Source organism: Dolichospermum heterosporum TAC447, assembly GCF_024584745.1.
Classification (GTDB): Bacteria; Cyanobacteriota; Cyanobacteriia; order Cyanobacteriales; family Nostocaceae; genus Dolichospermum; species Dolichospermum heterosporum.
This window is the reverse complement of the sequence record NZ_CP099464.1, coordinates 4,968,829-4,990,284: the sequence shown is the minus strand read 5'-3', so window position 1 is coordinate 4,990,284 and position 21,456 is coordinate 4,968,829. Positions and strand designations below refer to the sequence as shown.

Genomic DNA, 21,456 nt, shown 5'->3' with positions numbered 1-21,456 from the left:
AGAAACTTTCTTTTTGTTCTTTGTTTTTGGTGAACTCCTGACTCCTGACTCCTGACTCCTATTGATTGGATAAATGTTCCAATTGCATTCTCTGTTCCATTTGGCGGAGAAAATAACCTGTCATCATTGCTGATGCTAGTATTCCCGCTAGATTTTCCCGGTCTGTTGTAATTTGCACATTAAAATGTTCTGTCGGTATCACTCCCACGAGTCCTTGGACATTCTGGGAAATGATTTGTTTAATTTCGGGGCTGACAGCTTGGGCTACACGGGCTAAAACTTCAGGAGATTGATGCTGTAAATATTTCAGTAATTGGTTTGGGTTGTCCCCAAAGCGATCATTCAGAAGTTGATTAGGGTGTTGCTCAGAGTCGTCTTGCAAAAAGTCAGGATCAAACACCATTGGCGATTTATATTAGCTTAACTGCTGATTTTACTCTAAACCATATTCATAGGGTAGCGCATTTTCTACAGAGAAAAGGCAATAGGGAATAGAGAAGGGTTTTTTAATTTTGAATTGTTCCCTCCTCTGCCTCTAATCCTTCTAACTTCAGTTCTAGTTGCTGTTCTTTGTCTGGAATTGCCAAAATTTGGGGTAGTTGTTCGATTTGAAAATACTGATGAAATTTTGGTGTTATTTGCAGGGAAAAGGAGCGAGAATCACTTTCTCGGCGTTTGCGGACGAAACCGGATTCTACTAATTCTTGAACGTGCTGATAAGCTCCTGAACCCCGTAAATTAATCAATTCACTTTGCAATATGGGATTATGGAGGGCGATCGCTGCTAATGTCCGTAATGCCCCAACTCCCAATTCTACTGGTATTATAGCTTGCACTAAATCATGAAATTCTGACCGCAGTTGTAAACTATAACCATGTTCAGTTTCTACGACTTCTAAAGCTGTGTCTTGACGGGAATAATTTTCAATTAGTTGGATAATTCCTTCTTCTGCTGTGAAGCGATCGCATTTCGCATATTCAGCAATTTCACTTAGTGATAAGGGTTTACCCTTTAAATAAAGAATCGCTTCTATTTTGCCGGCTATAGGTATATTCTTGGGCATTCAGTATTTTAGATTTTGGATTTTAGATTTTGGATTTTAGATTTTAGAAAATTTTTCTCCCCCTGCTTGCCCCCTGCTGCCTGCTCCCCTGCTTATTCTCTATAACTAAGTATAAATTCTGCGATCGTCAAATCTTGAGGAGTAGTAATTTTCAAATTAGTCTCTTCCCCCGAAACTATCCTCACCTCAATACCGCATTTTTCAAACAAAGCCGCATCATCAGTCACTTCCCAACCTTGACGGACACCTTCAGCGTGGCACTGTTTTAACAATTTGACATCGAACCCTTGGGGGGTTTGAGCCGCCCAAAGTTGTTTACGTTCTGGTGTACTTTTAATTATGCCATTGTCATCAACAACTTTAATGGTATCTTTAACAGGTACAGCCGCAATTAAACCAGAACAATTGAGAATTGCTTCAGAACAGGCATTAAATAAATCTGGTGTTGCCAAACAACGAGCGCCATCATGGATTAATACCTGTTCCGCATTACTTGGTAATGCCTGTAAGCCATTATAAACTGACTCTTGACGAGTAGAACCACCAGAAATTAATTCTATTGTTTTTTTTAGCTTTAATTCAGCGATAATAGACTTGAACTTGTCCCAATCTTGAGGTTGAGAAACAATTCCTATCCAACTAATAGAACTTGCGGCTTCTGCTGCCAACAAAGTCCAAGCAATCAATGGTTTTGAACGTACCTGTAATAAAAGTTTATTACCATCAGCGCCCATTCTTTTGCCACTTCCAGCAGCGGGAATTAGTAAATGCACAACTTTTCCTTGATCTTTAATTAAATAAATTCAGAATACCCATTCTTGAGAATAACTTCACTAGCAAAATTCAAAAACTCCTAACTTCTAACCCTTGGGCGCACGCCCTGCGCCCCTACATTTTAAGATCGTGACTCATAATTCTCAATACCTATATTCTCCTAAAATATAAAACAATAAACGTTAATAAATATTATGCGTGTAGTAACCCTTGTACCTGGTTCAATTGATAACCAAATTCTTTTTTTTGCCACTCTTGATGATCTTAAGCGTTATTATCCCGACGCGCAGATAGATGTCATTGTCGAACCCCAGTCAAAGGCTGCTTACCGAATAAGCAAGTCAGTTCATGATGTATTAACTTTTGACTACAAAGATCGTAATAGTTTGGCTGATTGGGGTAACTTAGTTGGCATGATCCGCGATCGTGAGTATGATGTCGCTATTATTGTTGGACAAAGTTGGTTAGTAGGCTTGCTAATGTGGTTAACAGGAATCCCCACACGCATTGGCTATCAAGGACAAGGTGCGGTTTTTCTCACTAATCACATTACACCCAACCTATCCCAATATGTGGCAAAAGTGTACCATGACCTACTCAAACCTTTAAAGATTAATACTCCTTGTCCACCACTATCAGTAAATGTGCCAAAAGTAGACATCGAATGGGCGCAAGGAGAACAAAAACGTTTAGGCGTAAGTGAATCAGGTTTTATTCTCATCAATGCTGGTGGATCTAATGTAGATACAACCTACCCTGTAGAAAGTTGGCAAAAAATCATTGCAGCTTGCCAAGAAAAACAACCAGATTTACCCGTTGTTGTCATTAAAGAAGCTGATAATGAGTCGTTTGTGCGTTCAATTTTAGAACATTGTCACAATATTAAAGTTACTTCCCCCGATGATATTGGCAAGCTAACCGCCATCATTGGTGGCGCTAGTTTAATGTTGTCTGTAGAAAATAGTCTTCTGCAATTGAGTATAGCAGTAGAAACATATACAATAGCTTTGCTAAATTCTACGGACTCAGAAAAATTATTACCCGCAAGTGAAAAAGTCTTAGCTATTACCTCACCCACTGGAAAACTAGCAGATATTGCGCCCCAAATAGTCTTAGAAAAAATTTGGGGAACAGGTGACAGGTGACAGGGAACAGGTGACAGGTGACAGGTGACAGGTGACAGGTGACAGGTGACAGGTGACAGGTGACAGGTGACAGGTGACAGGTGACAGGGAACAGGTGACAGGTGACAGGGAACAGGTGACAGGTGACAGGTGACAGGTGACAGGTGACAGGTGACAGGTGACAGGTGACAGGTGACAGGGAACAGGTGACAGGTGACAGGGAACAGGTGACAGGTGACAGGTGACAGGTGACAGGTGACAGGTGACAGGGAACAGGGAACAGGGAACAGGGAAAAAATTTCCTTCTGACTCCTGACTCCTGCTAGATGATTTTGAAGCTAAAATCTAAAATCCAAAATTGATAATAGTTAACTTCCGTTCTATAAAACTTACCCAAAATTACCAAAGTCTAGACACATCTGGACAGCGATAATCTTAGTGTTTATTTCCTGCTTCATCGTGGTCTTAGAATGACTTCTAAGAGGTTTTTCCACTCGACAGACAATCTCGGTAGAACTTACCGTTTCTGACCGTAGTTCCTAAAAAGAACCGCTACGCTACAGGGATAAAAATATCCACAAACCATCGGTCAATATTCTTAGCTGCGTTGAGGTCACGATCCTCTCTATGTCCACAATCAGGACAAACATAAACGCGGCTTTTTAATGGCATTTTATGACGATGATTACCGCAGTTAGAGCATATTTGCGAACTAGGAAAGAATCTATCTACAAGGATTAATTCACTGCCAAACTTCTCAGTTTTGTACTCTAATTGCCTTTTAAATTCATACATCCCACAATCTGCAATTGCACCTGCTAATTTGTGGTTCTTCAAAAATGCCTTAACGTGCAAATCTTCTATCTTAATTATGCTGTGGTTTTTAGCTAGATAGTAGGTTAATTTGTGAATAGAATCCTTGCGAATATTAGAAACTTTGGCGTGTAATTTAGCTAATTTTCTCACAGCTTTTTTACGGTTATTAGAGCCTTTAATTTTCCTGCTCACACTACGCTGTAAACGTTTCATGCGTTTACTCATCCGGCGGTAGGCTTTGGGGTTTTTGAATACTTCACCATTACTGCAAACTGCTAATTCTTTGATACCAATGTCAACGCCAATGGTCGGTCTGTCTGCAAGTATAGGAGGTTTTTCAACTTCGTATTTAACAGAAATAAACCATTTATCAGCTTGTCGGGAAATTACACAGTTATGAGTTGCGGTAATTGGTAAAGGTATGGCTAATCGTACCCAACCGATTGACGGTAATTTAATTCTTTTACCATCGTTTTTAATTAACGGTTTCGCCTTAGTCCCTGACTCTAAATAAAAAGAATCGTGCTGTCCTTTTTTCTTGAATCGGGGTTGTTTCGATGTTTTGGAAAAACACCTATCCCATGCTTGGCGTAAGTCAGTTAACGCCTTTTGTGGGACATTTTTGTTAACTTCGTAATACCAAGCGTGTTCAGATTTAACCTCGGCGACTAACTTTTTATGCAAGTCAATCGCTGAGGGTAATTTAAGTTTTTCGCCTTCTTTTTGAGCAGCTAAAATATCCTTGATTTGAGCATTTGCCCAGTTATAGGCGTGTCTAGCTACTCCAGATGCTTTACGAAAAGCTGTAACCTGTCCGTTATTTGGAATTAATGCGGTTTTGAATGATAAAAGCATTGATTCGACCTTCAATGTTGTGTTATGATATCTAGTATATCAGATATATTAAGATTTGGCAATGCCTCGGATTAAATTTAAGCCACAAAATCAAGTAGCCTCCGATAAATCACCCTTGCAATTTAAGGTTTTACCTGGAGTCAGGGAAAAAATTAAAACCGTCCCTGATTGGCAGCAACGGTTGAGGGATTTTGTTGATCAACTTCTTGAAGACTTGGACAAACAGTAATATATGGATAGTTATGGGTAGAAATTATCAAGCTGCTTCTACCCCTGTCACCTGTCACCTGTCACCTGTCACCTGTCACCTGTCACCTGTCACCTGTCACCTGTCACCTGTTCCCTGTCACCTGTCACCTGTCACCTGTCACCTGTCACCTGTTCCCTGTTCCCTTTCCAAATTAATTAGTTTTTTCAATCATTTCAAAGAAAGCATCATCTAATTCATAGCCCAGAATTTGCGCTAAGGATTTGAGTCGAGATGGACTAACAATATCTTGTTTGTACAACCAATCACTTAAAATAAAGATTTTGTGCATCAAAAATATTTCTAAGGCTTCGGGGTTGTACTGGATACCTTCTTTAGAACTAAACTGATGAGGTACTAACATTGCTGCGTATCTAGATAATTCTCCGGCTTTCCAGTCTAGTAAAAATGGTAACCAAGGATACTTGGCATCAAGACGCACAAACCACAGTCTTACCTCGGGAATTTCCGATAACTCCCGTGGATCATTTTCTTCCTGTTCATAATTAATTTCTAGACGTAGTTGCTGTTCATAGGAGGAAATATTTCCTGCTTGCAGCAGTGGTTCAATCACCATTAAGGCAGGTGATACATCTAAACTATAAATAGAATCGTTGTTGAGGGTGATTGTGATTGTCATGGACTGATAGATAGATACTTACTTACTCAACAGTGTTGACAATTCACAGTAACAGTTTTTTAACCACTTGAGGTAGACATTGAGAGGAATTTTAAGATAAAGTTGTTATGAGTTTTTTTAAATTGAGAATATTATGAGTTAGCAAACAGGCAAAAGGCAAAGTGTTCTTTAATTTTGCGGGAGTGAGTCCTGTCGTGAGGGTATTTTGAATTGATTTCCAATTTCTAGAATTCACAACCTGAAATATGTACAAGCAAGGAAGTTGTCTTAAACCTATTCGTTCCTTAGAAGATGCTTTGGATAGGTGTCAAATGTTAGGAATGCGTGTCAGTCGTCAGAGACGCTTTATACTGGAGTTGCTTTGGCAAGCGAAAGAGCATCTTTCTGCTAGGGAGATTTATGATCGACTCAATAAAGAAGGTAAAGAAATTGGACATACTTCGGTATATCAAAATCTAGAAGCTTTATCTAGCCAGAGTATTATAGAGTGTATTGAACATGGTGATGGACGATTATATGGAAATAATAGTGATTCCCATAGTCATGTTAACTGTATAGATACAAATCAGATTTTAGATGTGCAGATAGAATTACCCGAAGAGTTGCTACGTCAAGTAGAAGCGCAAACAGGGATGAAAATTTCTGAATATACTATTAACTTTTATGGTTATCGTGACAAAGTGAATGATTAGGAATTGAGAATTTAAACTAAGTAGGTGAACACAATAAAACCAAACTGTGTAAAGAAACGTAAAATCGCCCAAACCCTCTTGCCTCTTGCCTTTTGCCTTGCCATAACGACAATTTTCAACGCCAACCTACTTAGCCTAAAAATCAGGAATCAAATCTCTTGTAAAAATGAGCGATCGCCTTTTACAATTCTTATTAATTGACCCAGATCCAATTTTCCGTTTAGGACTAAAGGTAACACTGGAAGCTATTCCTAATTTACAAGTTATAGCAGACGTTGCCACAGATACCGCAGCTTTACAGGTTTTAGCGCAAGTAAATTCTCAGCAAATTAAATTAATCATTTTAGAATTAGGGAATGAACAATTGGGTTTGCAATTCTGTAAACAACTAAAAGCTTTATATCCCCACATACCTATATTACTTTTAAGTTCAAAATCCCAACCAGAAATGCTCATTGCGGCAAAAGCAATAGGAATAAATGGTTATTGTCCTAAAGGAATATCAATTTCTCAATTAGTCCCCATTCTTCAAGAAGTTGCTAATGGTGGTTATTATTGGTTCACAGAACCAGTAATCATTAATTCTCCTTTGCCATTTGCTAAGTTGCGAAATAATTTACAAAATTCAGGAATTAATAATATTGATCAAGCTATTAATCTAGTCACAGAAAAATTAAGAATACCAGGAATACCTTTATTAAATAAAGCAATTTTAGCAGGACAGCGACGCGAACTTCTAGCCGCTCGCTGGGTTGTTAATCACTTATTGACAATACCGAAAGAAAGACAAAAACCACCCCCAGAAAACCAATTACTATCCTTCAGTATTCAGAATCAGGATAATATCATTAAACTAGATGCGGATGTAAGACCATCAATTAATATACCACCTATAGTTAGTTCTCGACAACTGCAATCTGAATTATTTACTTTATGTTTAAATAAATTGCAATTTTCTTTAGAAAATCTTACTAATACACCTTTAGAAATTGATATTCTCCGAGAAAATAAAAAGCGAGAGTTGCTTTATATTATTCTGAGGAAATTTTTTACCCAGGTGGAAGAAATACATACTTTTAATTTCGATAAAAATCAGCTATTTAATTTACAAAATCAGATTTCTCTAGATTTATGGAAATTTGCTATTACGGAATTTTTTGGTAATTATTCTCGGATTATTTTAGATAAACAAGAAATAAATTTAGTCAAGTTTTTATTAGATAAAAATACAGATTTGCAAACAGAAATTATTAATAAAGTGCCGTTATTATTTGAGTTATTGTCGTATTTACTATTACTGACAGATTTATATATTGATAATGTTTCTTACCCAGCAGGAACTAAAGAATCTCAATCACAAGCATTATTAATTTTAGAGAATTTATTGATTCATACAGCTAATGCTGTAATTCAACCATTACTAAATAACTTGGCAGATGAGGAAAGTATTAAACAAAATTTTTATAACTGGCAAATGATTTCTACTAGGGAAATTGAGAAGTTCAGAAATAATCTATCTTGGAAATATCAATTATATCAATATATAACTGAAGCACAAACTATTTTTGAAAGTCGCTATGAGTTCTTTGTTTTCTCCCCTCGTGGAATTACGAAAATATCAATTTATGCTCCTCGAAATCAAGAATTAGCTCAACTTTCCGGTATTCCTTTAGGGGTAACATTAATACTGGAATTTCGGGATGCTATTTCTCCACGTATCCAATCATTGGTAGGGTTTTTAGGAACTGGAATTGTTTTCGTCCTTACTCAAATAGTCGGTAAGGGTTTAGGTTTAGTTGGTAGAGGTATTTTGCAAGGAATTGGTAGTGTTTCTTTGTCAGAAAAAGGACAACGGAAGAATAGGTAATTAGTCATTAGTCATTCAATATTGCTCGGTTAGGGGGAGATAGGGGGTGAATTCAAAAATATTTTGTTCGCGTATGTACTACGGGGGATTCGCGTTGCACCCTTCTTTCTTGACTTGCCATCAGGTGCAATCCATGAATGGTGCGGTTATAAATCCCATACAATTGATTATCATCGCTTTAACTACAAGTCCAGCGCTAACTTTCTCTTGTGCATGAGTCCCTATTTCTTGATCTATTATCTTCACAATCCCTATTTCATCTATAATTCCCGCAATTATCCATAAATGGTCAATGTCTTTAACATCCACTTGTAGTTCTGTTTTCACTTTAAGTAATTGGACAAAAATATTTACAGTCATTGTGAGCGAAGGGAAGCAATCACAACCCTGGCGATTGCTTGATTTCACTTCGTTCCATATGGCTAACGCCACGCAATGCTTACGCAATGACATTGTGTAATTAATTCTGTCTCACTACTTAGCTACCTTTAGTCCACTTAGATTAAAATACCTTTTTTCTGGTTTTACCTACTGAATGTGGGCTATAATAGAATGTAAAATATAAAGTCTTTTCGCCCGAATCCCACAAAAAATAAAATAATGTGTATAAGCATTATATGAAATATTGCAAACATAATATAAAACTGTTACCTTCTGTCCCAGAACCAAAATACGTTGTTTTTACAGATTTTGATGAAACTTATCTTGCTCATCAAAATAGAGAAGATTATAAAAATGATCTCAAAGAACTTGAGGAGTATTTATTAAATGAAACATATCAGAAACAAATCTTTTTTGGTTGGGTTACTGGTAGTAGTTTAACTTCAGTTTTTGATAAAATAAATAAATGTGGTTTGACATTATTACCTCATTTTATTGCTAGTAGTTTAGGGACTGAACTAATCTACTTCAATCAAAACCAATACGCTGAAAAAGATAAAATATGGGAAAACAATCTCATGAAAACTGGATTCTCTGAGAATTTAGTTAATAACTTAGTTAGTTTTTTAAAATTAGATAATATACATTTGACACCACAACCTCAAATAGCAGATTGTCCTTTTTTAAAGAATTACTATTACCATCAACAAAATGATCTAATTGATAATCAGGCAATTTTGAAGATAAAAGAGTTAGTGAAAAAAGCTGGTATTCAAGTAAATATTAGTCAAGCAAATCCTTTATCTGGAGATCCAAACAATTGCTATGATGTTGATTTTATCCCATCAGGGACAGGTAAAAAACATATAGTTAATTTTATTTTACAGCAGACAAATGTAAGCTATCAAAACTCCATAGCTTTTGGTGAAAGTGGTAATGATATTGAAATGCTGCAAACTGTTAGACATGGTTATTTAGTTGGAAATGCAACCAGCGAAGCTAGGAAATTACATTTTCAAATAGCAGAAAATGAATATGCTAAAGGAATATTATCTGTATTAAAAACACTTATTAAATAATCAAGAGTCATGAGTCAGAATGTTTGATATATTACATCCCACATTCCGCAATTATGAAACGCCATATTTTTGGTATTTTTTGTGTAATCCTGAAAAAGCTGAATTGTTTATAACTCAATCAGTCTTAATCATATTTACATAAGAGTAAAGCCACCGTTAATACATAAATATTGCCCTGTAACAAATCTGGACTCATGACTGGCGAAATAAAGCACTGCTTCAGTAATATCCTGTGGAGTACCCCATTGCTGCATGGGAATTCTGACTTGGTAAGCGTCTTTTTTTTCTTGAGGAACGTTTTCATGGCGTTCTACGGGTATCCAACCGGGAGCAACTGCATTAACTGTAATACCAAAAGGCGCTAATTCGGTGGCCATGCTGCGTGTAAATCCCAGTTGTCCATTTTTGGCAGTAACGTAAGCACTGAAGTTATTAACTGAGCGGAAACAAACGTCACTACTAATATTAATAATTCGTCCCCATTGTTTTTGTTTCATGGAGGGTAAACAAATACGAGTTAATAAGTAGGGACTTTTGATAAAAAAATCCAGCATGGTTTGGAAATCTTGCCAGGTGTATTCCTCAAAGGGGATCTGGGGTTGGTTTCCTGTGGCATTTAACACCAAAATATCTACTGCACCCAGTTGAGAGGCGAATCGCTTCATAAATTGCTGCTACATCTTCTTCTTGGGTAACATCCCCACGAACCAAAATAGCTTGGCAACCTTGTTGTTCAAGTTCAGCTAAAGCCTGTTTAGCCCGTGATTCGTTATTGCTGTAATTGATTGCTACCTTAGCACCTGCTTGTCCCAATTTGAGAGCGATCGCTTTCCCTAAACCAGCAGAACTTCCTGTAACTAAGGCCACATGACCATCTAAAGAAAATGACATTTAATTGCTAACCCCTGATGAAAATAATGAAATAAACTTAGACAACGGCAAATTTTTGTAATACTTGAGACAAGTTATTTAAACTCTCTTTCGTTCCCTGCTCAACATCTGATGTTTCTTCATATTCAACCACCCAATATCCCTGATAACCTGCATTTAATAGTTCTTTAATAATCGGTTCCCAGACAATTTCTCCCTCTCCAAAAGCACAGAATTGAGGACTATCATTAACCCATTGCACATCTTTCCAATGACTATAATTTACCCAAGGAAGAATATAGCGGAGTGCCATCAAAGGATCAGTTCCCTGATTCAAAAAATTAGCGGGATCATAGTTAATACCAACAGCAGGACTTTTAATACCTTCCATCATTCTGGACACTCTTTGTCCGGTTGCAGTTGGTCCACCATGATTTTCAATCGTTATTTGAATTCCTCGTTCTTCGGCGTAATCACCGATTTTATTAAAAGCATAATGCAACAGAGGAAAAACATCTGGGAGAATATAATCATTTCTGTGATCACCAGACAATAATCTGACAAATTTTGCCCCTAATTTTTCAGCACTATCAACAAAACGCTCTACTCTTTTAATTTCTGTTTCTAACTCATTTGCATCTGAGAGTGTAAAATTATTTCTTCCTGCTATACAAATAATATCTACTCCTGCTTCTTTAGCCCAATCAGCAATTTTAGATACTGCTTGATCATCACCATCATGTAAAAGATGTTTGGGTGCTTGGGGATGAGCATTCACTTCTACTGAACGAATGCCTTGGTTAGCTATCCAGTGGAAATATTCAGGTATTTCCACTTCTCTCCAGCCCCAAGCAGCACAGCCAATATTTAGTGAATTAATGTTAGACTTTAGCATATTTTTGATTTTGGATTTTAGAAATGATGTGTATAGCTTAGAGGGTAAGCTGTCGTGTATTCAAAATGCACAACAGCAAGTCAAAAGTGAAGAAAATTTGAGGCTTATTTATTGATAGAATAACTTAATGTTTTCACAAACTTGCTCAAGTTCCTGAACGGTTAGTCCTGGATAAATAGGTAAACTCAGGATGCGGCTTGCTTGCATTTCTGCGACAGGAAAACTCCCTGCTGGATAGCTTAATTCTTTACCTGCTGTAGATAGATGAATTGGCACTGGATAATGAATTGCTGTACCGATACCGCGATCGCTCAAAAATTGACGCAATTGATCACGCCGTTCAGCTTGAATAACAAAGGTGTGGTAAACGCATTTTTCCCACTCTCGTTCCCATGGCATTATGATTTGAGGAATACCCGCAAGTTGACTTTGGTAATAGTGAGCATTTTCTTGACGTTGCTGTGTCCATTCCTGGAGGTAACGCAATTTAACTAACAGAATAGCTGCTTGTAGAGTATCTAAGCGAGAATTATGAGACCACATCACACAGTCATCACGAGTTCGTAAACCAATATTCCGCATAATTTTTAACTGGTCATACAGTTCGGAATCATCCGTTACTATTACTCCTCCATCTCCACAAGCATTTAAGTTTTTCAGGGGGTGTAAACTGAAACAACCCACTATTCCCAAAGAACCTACTCGTTGACCTTGATACTCAGCCAGTACAGATTGGGCGGCATCCTCCACTACAGCTATTCCATTTTCCTGGGCAATATCTAAAATTGGTTTCATGTTACAAGGTCTTCCCGTCAGATGTACAGGGATAATTGCCTTTGTTTTGGGAGTAATAGCTGCGGCGATTTTAGTTGGATCAATATTGTAATCATCGCCCACATCAACGAATACAGGTTTAGCACCAAGTATGCGAATACAGGTAGCTGAAGCCACGAAAGAATTAGGGACAGTAATAACTTCATCACCAGAACGAATACCAAGTGCTTTGAGTGCAAAAATTAAGGCATCTGTCCCAGAATTAACACCAACTGCATAACGAACGCCACACAATTGAGCAAACTGACGCTCAAACTCTGCAACTTGCTCGCCTAAAATAAAGTTGCCATCATCAAGGACTTCACCCATTGCTGCTAGTAACTCAGACTTTATGGCAGCGTGTTGACTTTTAAGATTAACGAAGGGTATTTGATTAATGGTTAATAGTTGTGACATTTTTAATATCCCAATATATTGATAACGACTTCACGGATGTAACCAGACTGACGATGTTCCCAGATATAAATATCTTGTAAACGTCCTAGCTGCAAAAGACCTTGAGCAATCGGAACTTGTTCAGAGGTATGGGTAAGGGCAGAGCGAATATGTGCCGGCATATCATCTAAACCTTGTCCGGCTAAAAGATATTGACCATTTTCGGGAACTAACTTCGCAAAAAAGGTTTCCACGTCGGGTTTGGCATCTTCTTCTTGAATCAATAAACTGGCGGAAGTATGACGGATAAAAAGGTTACAAATTCCTGCTGTAATTTCCGATTCTGTAATGACTGCTTGGACTTGGGGCGTAATTTGACATAGGGATTTACCAGTAGTTTGTACCTTGATTGATTGTTGATAAAGTCTTATAGATGAGTTGGTCATTTTTATTCCTTTCCTAAATGCTCAAACCACGATTTTGTCTCTTGCTGAATTGTTTCTGGTGTCCAAACTGGAGCATCTCGCCAAAGTTCAATATTGGCTAACATTTCACTTACACCTTCACTTAAAGGTACTTGAGGTTGCCATTTTAAAAGAGTCGTAGCTTTGGCAATATCAGCCCAAGTACAATCAGGTTCTCCTGGGCGTTTGGGAATGTGAGTAATTTCTCCTGCTAATAATTTCACCAGTGTTAAAACGCTTTCAGATTTACCAGAACCAATATTAATAATTTCCCCGGTAATATCCGATTCAGCAGCTTTGATAAAGGCTGCTACTACATCACTAACGAAGGTAAAATCTCTCGTTTGCATTCCATCTCCAACAACAGTAAAAGGGGTTTTCGCTAGTTTTTGAGCTAAAAATACGCCAAATACTGCACCATAAGCTCCTGTGGTTCTGGATCTTGGTCCATACACATTAAACAATCGTAAAGAAAGGGCTGGAAGTTGATAAACTTGCGCCCAGTGCATGACTAATTGTTCACCTAAATATTTTGTTAAGCCGTATGGATGTTTAGGATGACAAGGATAGGTTTCTGATGTGGGATATTGATTAGGAATACCATAGCAAGTGGAAGAAGCTGTGTAGATAAATTTTTGGATTTTAGCAGTACGACAAGCTTCTAAAAGGACGAATGTACTATGTAAATTGGCATGATAATATGCTCCTGGATTTTGGATTGAGGGAACTAAATCAGCTAATCCTGCTAAATGAAATACCCAGTCAATATCTGTTAATATGGATGGGGAAATATCAGCAACATCTTGCTCAATAAATGTAAATGTGGAATAGGTTTGAGCCACTTTTAAATTATCCGTTCTTCCTGTCACCAAATTATCTAAACCAACGACACTATGACCTGATTTCAGGAGGAGATCACACAAGTGGCTACCAATAAAACCAGCAGCACCAGTGACTAAGCAATGTTTAGGAGAATTTAATTTACTGTTCATACAAAATTAATAATCTGTTAGTCAAAATTTAAATTTTCATCAAGCTTTATGATCATCTAATTTACATTATCAAATTCTATTTTTTGTCATTTTATCAACCATTCTACTTAATTCTTCACAATTGACAATGATATCTTCATTCTTTACCTCACAAAACATACAAGCATAATCGAATCCTAATCCTTTAGCAACTGTATAATAGAAATGGCTAATTTTCTGACCAAAAAGTTCAATTAAATTTAAATTTTGGGAGAAAATAATATTTGTTACTCCACCACCATGAGGAGCAATAATAAATTTAGCTTGAGCAAACAATTTTACTTGGTCAGCAAAATCTAAATCTTCTAGAACATAAGGTACAAAATCCATTTTATCGAGAGTATTGCTTACTTCTTCTTCATTCAAAATGCGGCGAGCATTTGCTTTTTTACGAGAAATAAAAATATTGGGACTCAAAACCAGATTTGGATTTGCATAACTATCTACGTTACTGAGAATACGTTCTCTTACCCAATGACAAGCTTTGATAGAAATACGTCCTCCTTCACGTCTTTTAGAGCAAATAACTAATTCATTAACTTTAGCTCTATATCCATTCCATTGGATATAATTTTCTAGACCATAACCCATCAATTCTAAAGAGCGAATTTTCCAACTAGGAATATCTTTATCAATTATTAAGACTGGTTTTTTACCTGTTTTTTGAGAATAATATTCAAGGACTTCTAATCTAGTTAAAGCCTCATAAATCCAATGAGCGTATAAATGACTCCAATAATTAACAAATGAACAAGCTAAATCAAAATATTCTATTTTATCTATAGGGGCAATATATTGAGAATTGAAACCAGCCTTCATTGTAGAAATAGCAGTGTGTTCTAAAACATCTACTCTATCTAAAACTGTTTCTAAAATAATATTCTTATCCTCAGTAAAACCAATCCCATAAATTCCCAATAACTCCACGTTTTTAACAACCACAGCAAAAGGATTAGTAAATTCAAATTTACCTTCTTTTTCTCTAAATGCTGCGGGAATTTCTTGATAACTTATAGCTGGTTCAATTTGAATAATTTCATCATATTTTAACTGATAAAGATTATTCTCTGCTTGACATTGCTGGAGTAAATCTACTCTAGTAATTAAATTGCTGTGTAGATAGTTAAATAAAATTGAATAAATCAATTTGAGAATAGGTAATTGTTCATATTCCGCTTCTAACTTAGGAATATTATTCTCCATTTTATCTTTCTCCATCTCCTCAGTCATCGTGATGAGATTTTCGTCAATGTATCTCAATAAAATAGGATATATGAGTTTAAATATTAGCAATTCTTGAACATAACGCCCAACTTTATTCATCTGCTTGTAAATCTCTCTGTTTTGTATAGGACAGCAAAATAATTTGCTTGTTTTTTAGTAAAAGTTTAGTAAAATTTAATGAATATTTAATAAACATATTCTCAAATTCATTAAATAAAAAACTTTAGTGCTTCCAGATTATCCAACCGAGCAGAAACTTGTAATTCTTTAGGAATAAAAATTTCTGGACTGAGTAAATAAAATTTACCGATTCCTGCGGCTTTAGCAGCTTGCATATCCGATATTCTATCACCAATTAGGATTGAGCTTTGCAAGTCTATAGGATATTTCTGACAAGCTTGTTCAATCATTCCTGGTAACGGTTTACGACATCGGCAGTTTTGACGGTAATTAGATATAGTTGATTGGGGATGATGTGGGCAGTAAAACACATCCAGTATTGTTATATCTTGGTTATTAAATTGCTCATACATCCAGACAGTAAGACTTAAAAAATCTTGTTCAGAATAGTAACCACGAGCAATACCTGATTGATTTGTGATCACAATTAGCTTATAACCTAAATCTTGTAGTAGACGACAAGTAGCAAAAATGCCATCATTAAATTCAAACTGCTCACATCTAAAAACATAGTGATGATCAATATTAATTACTCCATCTCGATCAAGAAAAGCCACTTTAATCACTGGTAATTATTCTCCTTTAGATTCAGATCCCCGACTTCTGATATCATCTGATAATTTATGGTGATGATCACAGAAGAATTCGGGGATTTTTTTCTTATTTTAACATTTCCTCAACTTTGTTCATGATGCCAATAGTATCAATACCTTGATGGGGGAGTTGTTCCCAAATTCCGCTACAACCTTCTTGATGAGTTCCCATATAGGCATATTTGGGAGAAAACCCTCTTTCTAGTAACCATGAACCAAAACGGATACCTAAACCTGTACGCCGATTTAAGGATTCAACTACTAAAACAAAGGGTGTTGAACCAATTTTTGCCATGATTTCTTCATCTACTAGATTCAATGTGGATTTATTGATTAAACCGACATTAATTCCCTGTTTTTTCAGGCTTTCTACTACTTCTAAGGCGCGGTAAAGTACCTCTCCAAAGCTAACGATATAGCCGGCTGTTCCTTCTCGTATTACGTCATCTTTTCCAGGAATAAATGTATAACCATCTGCAAATAAAGGTTTACTATTTGTATCCAGAATATCGGGTACTGGGGAACGGCTAGAAAAGAGAAATCTTAACCCTGGTTGATCAAATACAGTTTCCACACAAGCTTTCATTTGATGTCCGTCGGCGGGATAATAGAGACGGGTTTGATAAGCGTCTTCTAAACCGTTATCGGCAAACATATTATTTAACCCAAAATGGCAGGTGTTATCTCCTAATTCATCTATCCCACTATGGGAAAATTGACAAAGAACGTTGGATTTATTAAGCCGTGCCATTGTAATTTCAGAAATACACATTTCTAAAAAGGCACTATAAGTGCTGAAAATGCCTTGTTTTCCTGCTTCCATGCCAAATCCTGCCGCCGCAGAGAAGTTTCCTCTTTCCATGATGCCGCCATGATAGAAAATCTCTGGATAGGCTTGACTAATTTTATTGATACCACAGGATTCTCCTAAATCACTGTCAATACACATTACCTTTTCTCGCCGTTCTGTGGGTGTCATTTGACTGAGAAGAGAGACAACGGTAGCATCAAAAATATGGCGTGTTTTGCTGCTAGAACCCGTAAAAGAGTAGGTATGTGTGAGGGGAATAACTTTTTTGAGGTAATTGACGGCTGATGTATGTCCGCGAGTTTCTAAATAGGCGATCGCTAACTCTGGTGATAGGGCATCATGTCCTAAAGGTGTGCCTTCTACTCCAACAATACCGGGAGTCATAGGACGTTTATTAATTACTGCTACTGGTCCATTAATAGTGACAGCTTGACAGAGACGAGTATATAAATCATCTAAATCTTCCCCTGCTCCAGTTAATACAGTTAATCCATGTCCAGCTAAAGTTTGACCGACGTTATAACCCTTGAGATAATCTGTTGGATATCCGCTACAGGTGGAATTGTTATCATCAATAATTAATTTGATATTGAGATTTTTAGCCACAGCTAAACGGGCGGCTTCGGCATTATTTCCTTCTTGCTGTGAACCATCTGAACCTAAACAGAATACTACTTGATGAGGATGTGCGATCGCTACTCCATTCACATAAGCCCAGAGGTGTCCTAATCTTCCCGAACTAAATTTTACACCAGGAGTGCGTCCTCGTTCTGGATGTGCAAGTAGTAATGAATAGGCTTCTCGATAATGCAGCAGATTTTCTGCATCAAGATCACCCTGTAAAGTTGCCATTAAATATTGTGTAGCAACGCGGTGTCCTGCTTCATCAAAGAAAATTGGCACAAATTTATCTGCTACTCCCCGAAAGAAAGCATCTAAAATCATCACTTCGGGAACTGTATCATAAGCTCCTCCTGTATGACCTCCCACACCTTTGGCTGCTGCTACAGCGGTAAAAAAAACAATAGTATCTCGACAAAATTGAATATTAGCTTTCAGAATTTCTCTTTGTTCATTAGTCAAAGTTGAATTAGTCGGGTCTAATTTTAACGGTTTGTAAGCATTGAGGTCAATAGGAAAACTAGAAGTTGTAACAGTCATTGATTTTTGTTCCTTATAGGATTTTAGATGCTGACTTTTGGATTTTAGATTATCCCAATCATTTTTCAAACATTGCTAAATTTTAATATTATTACTTCCTGCACCTCTGGGTAAAAAAAATGATATTTTTAATCGAATTTAACAGTTGAAAAAATCAAAAAAACGGCTCTCCTAGAGTAGTTACAGAAAATTAATACTTGATATCAGGTTAAGTCCTAACATGGTAGGGGATTCAAGAATCAGAAAGCATTTTTTTATTAAATCTTCGATTCTATTTGAGCGAAACCTAGTTATATCAGGTATTTTAGGTTTTTTAGTATTAACTTATCAAACTAAGTCTAGGATAGCCAAAAAAACTAGATAAATTTAATTATTTTTTAATCCTTGCCATAGACTTTAAGACCATCCCAAATACCCATTACTCCAGGATAAGGGCTATGATAAACATTCTCCATTATTTGAATTTTCTCAATTAATCTTGGTTCAGAGTTTCCGACAGCAATTCCCTTTAATCCTGTTTCAAATAAGGATAAATCATTGAGAGTATCTCCACAAGCAATTGTATTATTAGCATTAAAATTTATTTCGGACAAAAACTTAAGGAGAGTTGGCCCTTTAGAAACTCCTTTTGGCATGACATCAAAATAAAAATAGATATCATAAGATGAAATAATGCAATCAAATCCAGCATCAATTACTTTTTGAATGGTGCTAGGTTGTAATATTGCAGAATCATAATAGTACGATACGCGATAATCTGGATTAACAGACTGTAGTTTTAATCCTGGTTCATTTGCTAATAGGTTCTTAACTTGTTCGTTGGCATTATCCCATTGTTTAATTATCCAATCTTGCACAGCAGAAATTGGCTCGAAGGTTTTACCATTTACAATAGTTGTTCCTACATCACCAATGATGTAGTCAGGTTTAGGGATGTGGGGGTTTTCAACTAGGAAGTTGCTGATCCAGTCTAGTTCTCTGCCAGTGACATACACTAAAAGAATACGATCTCGCTGGTTGTGAATATATTGATAAAATTCAGAGCGTTCTTGATGAGTACCACCTAAAAAAGTACCATCTAGGTCAGTTGCTAACAGTAATGAGTGATTATAGTTCATCTTAAATAATTAACCTAAAATTAACCCACTGCGCGGTGTAAGTGTAAAATTGAGACTTGGTTGTGCTGCTTCATTATTCCAATTTACTGTACCAGAACCATAGGTCAATAATACTTGATGAGGTTGTGATCGCCATGATGTTTGAATACTAACTTCTGCTGTTTCATTACCCGCATTTACCGCAATTATCAATACTTCTTTTAGTAAGATTCGCGCAAAAATGTAAACTTGTCCTTGAGCAAATAAAGTTTGATACTCACCAATTTTTAATGCTGCATAATTATGACGCAGTTTAATTAATTGACGATGATACTCTAAAATGTCTTGATCCCACTGTTTTTTATCAGGAAAACCTTTACGACAGTCGGGATCATAACCACCAGTTAAACCGACTTCATCGCCGTAATATATGCAAGGTGCGCCAGGAAAAGTAAATAATAGTAACGTTGCTAAATATAAACTGGGGCGATCACCTCCAGCTACATCAATGAACCTAGCTGTATCATGATTATTAATACCATTAAGTTGAGTTAATTGAATTTCCCACGGATAAAGTTGCAGTAATTGATTAATTTCTTCCCCATATTTAGCCGCATCTGCTGGTGGTGGTGGTGCATATTCAGCAAAATGACCTTTTACCTGGCGATCGCCGACAATAAAGGCAGTGGTAGCATTAAGAAAGGGTAAACTTGACACGCCATCAAATTGTGTGCCATCTAACCACTCAGTTGCATTCATAGGAATTTCTCCCACAATATAGGCTTCAGGATTAATTGCTTTGATTCTTTCCCGAAATTCTTGCCAAAATCCAGGAGTTTTGATGTAATCTGCCGAATCTAAACGCCAACCATCTGCACCACGTTTAATCCAATATTCACCTATACGCATAATATATTCGCGCACTCCTGAATTATTAGTGTTAAATTCGGGTAAAGCACGAAGATCACACCATGAAGCATAATTAGCAGGACGAGAATTATCATAAGGTGAGATAGGCCAACCTGTAATTTTAAACCAATCTAACCAAGGAGAATTTTGTCCATTTTCGAGAATATCATTGAAAAAATAAAAGCCTCTACTAGCATGATTAAAAGTTCCATCTAAGATAAGTTTAATCTTACGATGATGAGCTTCTTTAAGGAGATTGGTAAATGCTTCTTCACCGCCTAATAAGGGATCAATTTGATAATAATCAAGAGTATGATAACGATGATTACTGGCAGATGTAAAAATAGGATTAAGGTAAATTGCATTAATACCTAAATCTTGTAAATAATCTAGTTTTTCAATTATTCCCCAAAGATTTCCGCCTTTATAACCATGAAATGTAGGAGTAGTATTCCAGTCTTCTAAGGGTATATTAAGTAACCACTTTTGTTCAGTGGGAATACTTCGAGAAAAGCGATCAGGAAATATTTGATAAAAAACGGCGTTTTTAACCCAATCAGGTGTATTAATCTTCGTATAGAAACTTGTCATGATCTCTGAAACATTAACCTCATCATTGTTGTTGATTATTCTTTACCGCGATACAACATCACCCAGATCTTCTGCCAACCTGAGCAGAACATTATAATACTTTTTAGAGTATGGTATGTGAATTATTGCAGGATATGTGCCAGTTAATTTGTTTAAGACAAATCCATTGTGTATCTCATACAGTTCTGGTAAAATTTCCCATTCCCCTGCTGTACACCAAAAAATATCACAGCAATAATCTAAGGTTACTGTTTCAGGATTTTCAAAACAGTATTTTCCATACAATCTTTGATCACTACCGTTTTCATGAAAATTCGGATAAGAAAGAATATTATCAATCATCTCACAGACATATTTTTTGTATCCCATGAAAGTCCCTGCGTTCAGATATTTATAATCATAGGGAACTTTAATGCTATCGTAAAAATCTTTGTATTCTTCGTACTGATGAGAGTACCATTTCTCTGCTGCAAATAATATCTTATAACCACCTTGAATAAATTTTTCATATATACTGTTAGCATTCTGTACATACAGAACATCAAAAGCATCAGTAACAAGAACTATTGTGTCATCTTTCACATCCTTTAGTTCATTCAAAATCAAAGGAAGTCTTAGAGAATTGGCTGACCATTCGAGACCTTCACCTAGCACCTTAACGTCTATATTTTGTTTTTTAGCAGATCTCAAAAAGAGTTGTACCTTAGAAAAAGACACAGAGTTACAACAAGTATAAAATGCGATATTTGGGCTTTTCTTCATTTTGTGACAACCTTACCTCTTACAAAAAAATATTGTGGTTTGCTGATTATAGCTTAGAGGGTGTTTGAAAAGTCTTAATTCATACTAATCCTGGCGACTAGAAGTCGCGGTTCATCTTGC

The 21,456-nt window shown here is 36.5% G+C and carries 24 protein-coding genes; 6 read left to right on the top strand and 18 right to left on the bottom strand.

Features of this window, described 5'->3' with window-relative positions; genetic code table 11:
* Positions 1–58: 58 nt before the first annotated feature.
* The 3 genes from NG743_RS22635 to ispD form a co-directional block, all read right to left on the bottom strand.
* Positions 59–403 carry a DUF760 domain-containing protein gene (locus NG743_RS22635; RefSeq protein WP_027401717.1) on the bottom strand — a complete coding sequence of 115 codons (345 nt, stop codon included), beginning with the start codon at positions 401–403 and terminating at the stop codon, positions 59–61.
* A gap of 103 nt (positions 404–506) precedes the next feature.
* A complete protein-coding gene (scpB, locus tag NG743_RS22630; protein WP_027401718.1) occupies positions 507–1,064 on the bottom strand; it encodes an SMC-Scp complex subunit ScpB in 558 nt (185 codons plus the stop codon).
* Between the two features lie 92 nt (positions 1,065–1,156).
* Positions 1,157–1,837 (bottom strand): 2-C-methyl-D-erythritol 4-phosphate cytidylyltransferase, encoded by a 681-nt coding sequence (ispD, locus tag NG743_RS22625; RefSeq protein ID WP_257120941.1) that lies wholly within the window; start codon positions 1,835–1,837, stop codon positions 1,157–1,159.
* A gap of 195 nt (positions 1,838–2,032) precedes the next feature.
* On the opposite strand from ispD, the gene NG743_RS22620 reads away from it, so the two are divergent.
* Positions 2,033–2,983, top strand: a complete 951-nt coding sequence (locus tag NG743_RS22620; protein ID WP_027401720.1) for a glycosyltransferase family 9 protein — start codon at positions 2,033–2,035, stop codon at positions 2,981–2,983.
* A 531-nt stretch (positions 2,984–3,514) separates the two neighbouring features.
* On the opposite strand, the gene NG743_RS22615 is transcribed toward NG743_RS22620, so the two are convergent.
* Positions 3,515–4,633, bottom strand: a complete 1,119-nt coding sequence (locus NG743_RS22615) for an RNA-guided endonuclease InsQ/TnpB family protein (RefSeq protein WP_257120940.1) — start codon at positions 4,631–4,633, stop codon at positions 3,515–3,517.
* Between the two features lie 61 nt (positions 4,634–4,694).
* Here NG743_RS22615 and NG743_RS22610 point away from each other — a divergent pair, with 61 nt between their 5' ends.
* Both NG743_RS22610 and NG743_RS22605 read left to right on the top strand, forming a co-directional pair.
* Positions 4,695–4,862 carry a hypothetical protein gene (locus NG743_RS22610; protein ID WP_168465365.1) on the top strand — a complete coding sequence of 56 codons (168 nt, stop codon included), beginning with the start codon at positions 4,695–4,697 and terminating at the stop codon, positions 4,860–4,862.
* Positions 4,863–4,875: 13 nt separating this feature from the next.
* Positions 4,876–5,076: a hypothetical protein gene (locus tag NG743_RS22605; protein WP_257120939.1), complete on the top strand. Its 201-nt coding sequence runs from the start codon at positions 4,876–4,878 to the stop codon at positions 5,074–5,076.
* Here NG743_RS22605 and NG743_RS22600 read toward each other — a convergent pair.
* Positions 5,035–5,520, bottom strand: coding sequence for a CRR6 family NdhI maturation factor (locus NG743_RS22600; RefSeq protein WP_027401722.1), 486 nt, complete (start codon positions 5,518–5,520; stop codon positions 5,035–5,037). The two genes, NG743_RS22605 and NG743_RS22600, sit on opposite strands and share 42 nt — an antisense overlap.
* A gap of 245 nt (positions 5,521–5,765) precedes the next feature.
* Between NG743_RS22600 and NG743_RS22595 the strand changes: the two genes are divergently transcribed.
* Complete coding sequence (locus NG743_RS22595; RefSeq protein ID WP_193963775.1) at positions 5,766–6,212, top strand: Fur family transcriptional regulator; 447 nt, start codon at positions 5,766–5,768, stop codon at positions 6,210–6,212.
* Between the two features lie 166 nt (positions 6,213–6,378).
* Positions 6,379–8,079, top strand: a complete 1,701-nt coding sequence (locus NG743_RS22590) for a DUF3685 domain-containing protein (protein ID WP_257120938.1) — start codon at positions 6,379–6,381, stop codon at positions 8,077–8,079.
* Positions 8,080–8,199: 120 nt separating this feature from the next.
* Here the strand turns inward: NG743_RS22590 and NG743_RS22585 are convergent, their stop codons facing one another.
* Positions 8,200–8,439 carry a DUF4277 domain-containing protein gene (locus NG743_RS22585; protein ID WP_051424263.1) on the bottom strand — a complete coding sequence of 80 codons (240 nt, stop codon included), beginning with the start codon at positions 8,437–8,439 and terminating at the stop codon, positions 8,200–8,202.
* A gap of 242 nt (positions 8,440–8,681) precedes the next feature.
* Between NG743_RS22585 and NG743_RS22580 the strand changes: the two genes are divergently transcribed.
* The gene (locus tag NG743_RS22580) at positions 8,682–9,539 is read left to right on the top strand and encodes an HAD-IIB family hydrolase (protein WP_081424236.1); all 858 of its coding nucleotides are present in this window, start codon (positions 8,682–8,684) and stop codon (positions 9,537–9,539) included.
* 134 nt (positions 9,540–9,673) lie between these two features.
* Here NG743_RS22580 and NG743_RS22575 read toward each other — a convergent pair whose 3' ends face one another.
* The 12 genes from NG743_RS22575 to NG743_RS22515 form a co-directional block, all read right to left on the bottom strand.
* Positions 9,674–10,204 (bottom strand): SDR family NAD(P)-dependent oxidoreductase, encoded by a 531-nt coding sequence (locus tag NG743_RS22575; RefSeq protein ID WP_257120937.1) that lies wholly within the window; start codon positions 10,202–10,204, stop codon positions 9,674–9,676.
* Positions 10,122–10,430 carry an SDR family NAD(P)-dependent oxidoreductase gene (locus tag NG743_RS22570; RefSeq protein WP_306459812.1) on the bottom strand — a complete coding sequence of 103 codons (309 nt, stop codon included), beginning with the start codon at positions 10,428–10,430 and terminating at the stop codon, positions 10,122–10,124. The genes NG743_RS22575 and NG743_RS22570 overlap by 83 nt, the downstream gene beginning before the upstream one ends.
* 37 nt (positions 10,431–10,467) lie before the next feature.
* Positions 10,468–11,304 (bottom strand): sugar phosphate isomerase/epimerase family protein, encoded by an 837-nt coding sequence (locus NG743_RS22560; RefSeq protein WP_257120936.1) that lies wholly within the window; start codon positions 11,302–11,304, stop codon positions 10,468–10,470.
* 108 nt (positions 11,305–11,412) lie between these two features.
* On the bottom strand, positions 11,413–12,534 hold the full coding sequence (locus NG743_RS22555; protein WP_015078120.1) for a DegT/DnrJ/EryC1/StrS family aminotransferase: 1,122 nt from the start codon (positions 12,532–12,534) through the stop codon (positions 11,413–11,415).
* 2 nt (positions 12,535–12,536) lie between these two features.
* Positions 12,537–12,959, bottom strand: coding sequence for a secondary thiamine-phosphate synthase enzyme YjbQ (locus tag NG743_RS22550; protein ID WP_027401726.1), 423 nt, complete (start codon positions 12,957–12,959; stop codon positions 12,537–12,539).
* 2 nt (positions 12,960–12,961) lie between these two features.
* The gene (locus tag NG743_RS22545) at positions 12,962–13,969 is read right to left on the bottom strand and encodes an SDR family oxidoreductase (protein ID WP_096667116.1); all 1,008 of its coding nucleotides are present in this window, start codon (positions 13,967–13,969) and stop codon (positions 12,962–12,964) included.
* Positions 13,970–14,038: 69 nt separating this feature from the next.
* Positions 14,039–15,331, bottom strand: coding sequence for a glycosyltransferase family 61 protein (locus tag NG743_RS22540; RefSeq protein WP_257120935.1), 1,293 nt, complete (start codon positions 15,329–15,331; stop codon positions 14,039–14,041).
* A 110-nt stretch (positions 15,332–15,441) separates the two neighbouring features.
* Entirely contained in the window at positions 15,442–15,969 is a 528-nt protein-coding gene (gene gmhB / locus NG743_RS22535; protein WP_172891174.1) for a D-glycero-beta-D-manno-heptose 1,7-bisphosphate 7-phosphatase, read from the bottom strand.
* Positions 15,970–16,072: 103 nt separating this feature from the next.
* Positions 16,073–17,977: a thiamine pyrophosphate-binding protein gene (locus NG743_RS22530; RefSeq protein ID WP_027401729.1), complete on the bottom strand. Its 1,905-nt coding sequence runs from the start codon at positions 17,975–17,977 to the stop codon at positions 16,073–16,075.
* 377 nt (positions 17,978–18,354) lie between these two features.
* Entirely contained in the window at positions 18,355–19,095 is a 741-nt protein-coding gene (locus NG743_RS22525) for an HAD-IIB family hydrolase (protein WP_257120934.1), read from the bottom strand.
* Between the two features lie 9 nt (positions 19,096–19,104).
* On the bottom strand, positions 19,105–20,574 hold the full coding sequence (locus NG743_RS22520; protein ID WP_257120933.1) for a glycoside hydrolase family 13 protein: 1,470 nt from the start codon (positions 20,572–20,574) through the stop codon (positions 19,105–19,107).
* Between the two features lie 42 nt (positions 20,575–20,616).
* A complete protein-coding gene (locus tag NG743_RS22515; RefSeq protein ID WP_257120932.1) occupies positions 20,617–21,336 on the bottom strand; it encodes a glycosyltransferase domain-containing protein in 720 nt (239 codons plus the stop codon).
* Positions 21,337–21,456: the final 120 nt, after the last annotated feature.

Bases quoted from the DNA above. Each gene is read 5' to 3' on its own strand.
- NG743_RS22590 (WP_257120938.1), top strand. From the start codon at position 6,379: ATGAGCGATCGCCTTTTACAATTCTTATTAATTGACCCAGATCCAATT.
- NG743_RS22595 (WP_193963775.1), top strand. From the start codon at position 5,766: ATGTACAAGCAAGGAAGTTGTCTTAAACCTATTCGTTCCTTAGAAGAT.
- NG743_RS22530 (WP_027401729.1), bottom strand. From the start codon at position 17,977: ATGACTGTTACAACTTCTAGTTTTCCTATTGACCTCAATGCTTACAAA.
- NG743_RS22600 (WP_027401722.1), bottom strand. From the start codon at position 5,520: ATGACAATCACAATCACCCTCAACAACGATTCTATTTATAGTTTAGAT.
- NG743_RS22560 (WP_257120936.1), bottom strand. From the start codon at position 11,304: ATGCTAAAGTCTAACATTAATTCACTAAATATTGGCTGTGCTGCTTGG.
- NG743_RS22540 (WP_257120935.1), bottom strand. From the start codon at position 15,331: ATGAATAAAGTTGGGCGTTATGTTCAAGAATTGCTAATATTTAAACTC.
- NG743_RS22615 (WP_257120940.1), bottom strand. From the start codon at position 4,633: ATGCTTTTATCATTCAAAACCGCATTAATTCCAAATAACGGACAGGTT.
- NG743_RS22635 (WP_027401717.1), bottom strand. From the start codon at position 403: ATGGTGTTTGATCCTGACTTTTTGCAAGACGACTCTGAGCAACACCCT.
- NG743_RS22545 (WP_096667116.1), bottom strand. From the start codon at position 13,969: ATGAACAGTAAATTAAATTCTCCTAAACATTGCTTAGTCACTGGTGCT.
- NG743_RS22585 (WP_051424263.1), bottom strand. From the start codon at position 8,439: ATGACTGTAAATATTTTTGTCCAATTACTTAAAGTGAAAACAGAACTA.
- NG743_RS22570 (WP_306459812.1), bottom strand. From the start codon at position 10,430: ATGTCATTTTCTTTAGATGGTCATGTGGCCTTAGTTACAGGAAGTTCT.
- NG743_RS22605 (WP_257120939.1), top strand. From the start codon at position 4,876: ATGGGTAGAAATTATCAAGCTGCTTCTACCCCTGTCACCTGTCACCTG.
- NG743_RS22550 (WP_027401726.1), bottom strand. From the start codon at position 12,959: ATGACCAACTCATCTATAAGACTTTATCAACAATCAATCAAGGTACAA.
- NG743_RS22520 (WP_257120933.1), bottom strand. From the start codon at position 20,574: ATGACAAGTTTCTATACGAAGATTAATACACCTGATTGGGTTAAAAAC.
- NG743_RS22575 (WP_257120937.1), bottom strand. From the start codon at position 10,204: ATGAAGCGATTCGCCTCTCAACTGGGTGCAGTAGATATTTTGGTGTTA.
- NG743_RS22620 (WP_027401720.1), top strand. From the start codon at position 2,033: ATGCGTGTAGTAACCCTTGTACCTGGTTCAATTGATAACCAAATTCTT.
- NG743_RS22555 (WP_015078120.1), bottom strand. From the start codon at position 12,534: ATGTCACAACTATTAACCATTAATCAAATACCCTTCGTTAATCTTAAA.
- scpB (WP_027401718.1), bottom strand. From the start codon at position 1,064: ATGCCCAAGAATATACCTATAGCCGGCAAAATAGAAGCGATTCTTTAT.
- NG743_RS22525 (WP_257120934.1), bottom strand. From the start codon at position 19,095: ATGAACTATAATCACTCATTACTGTTAGCAACTGACCTAGATGGTACT.
- NG743_RS22610 (WP_168465365.1), top strand. From the start codon at position 4,695: ATGCCTCGGATTAAATTTAAGCCACAAAATCAAGTAGCCTCCGATAAA.
- NG743_RS22515 (WP_257120932.1), bottom strand. From the start codon at position 21,336: ATGAAGAAAAGCCCAAATATCGCATTTTATACTTGTTGTAACTCTGTG.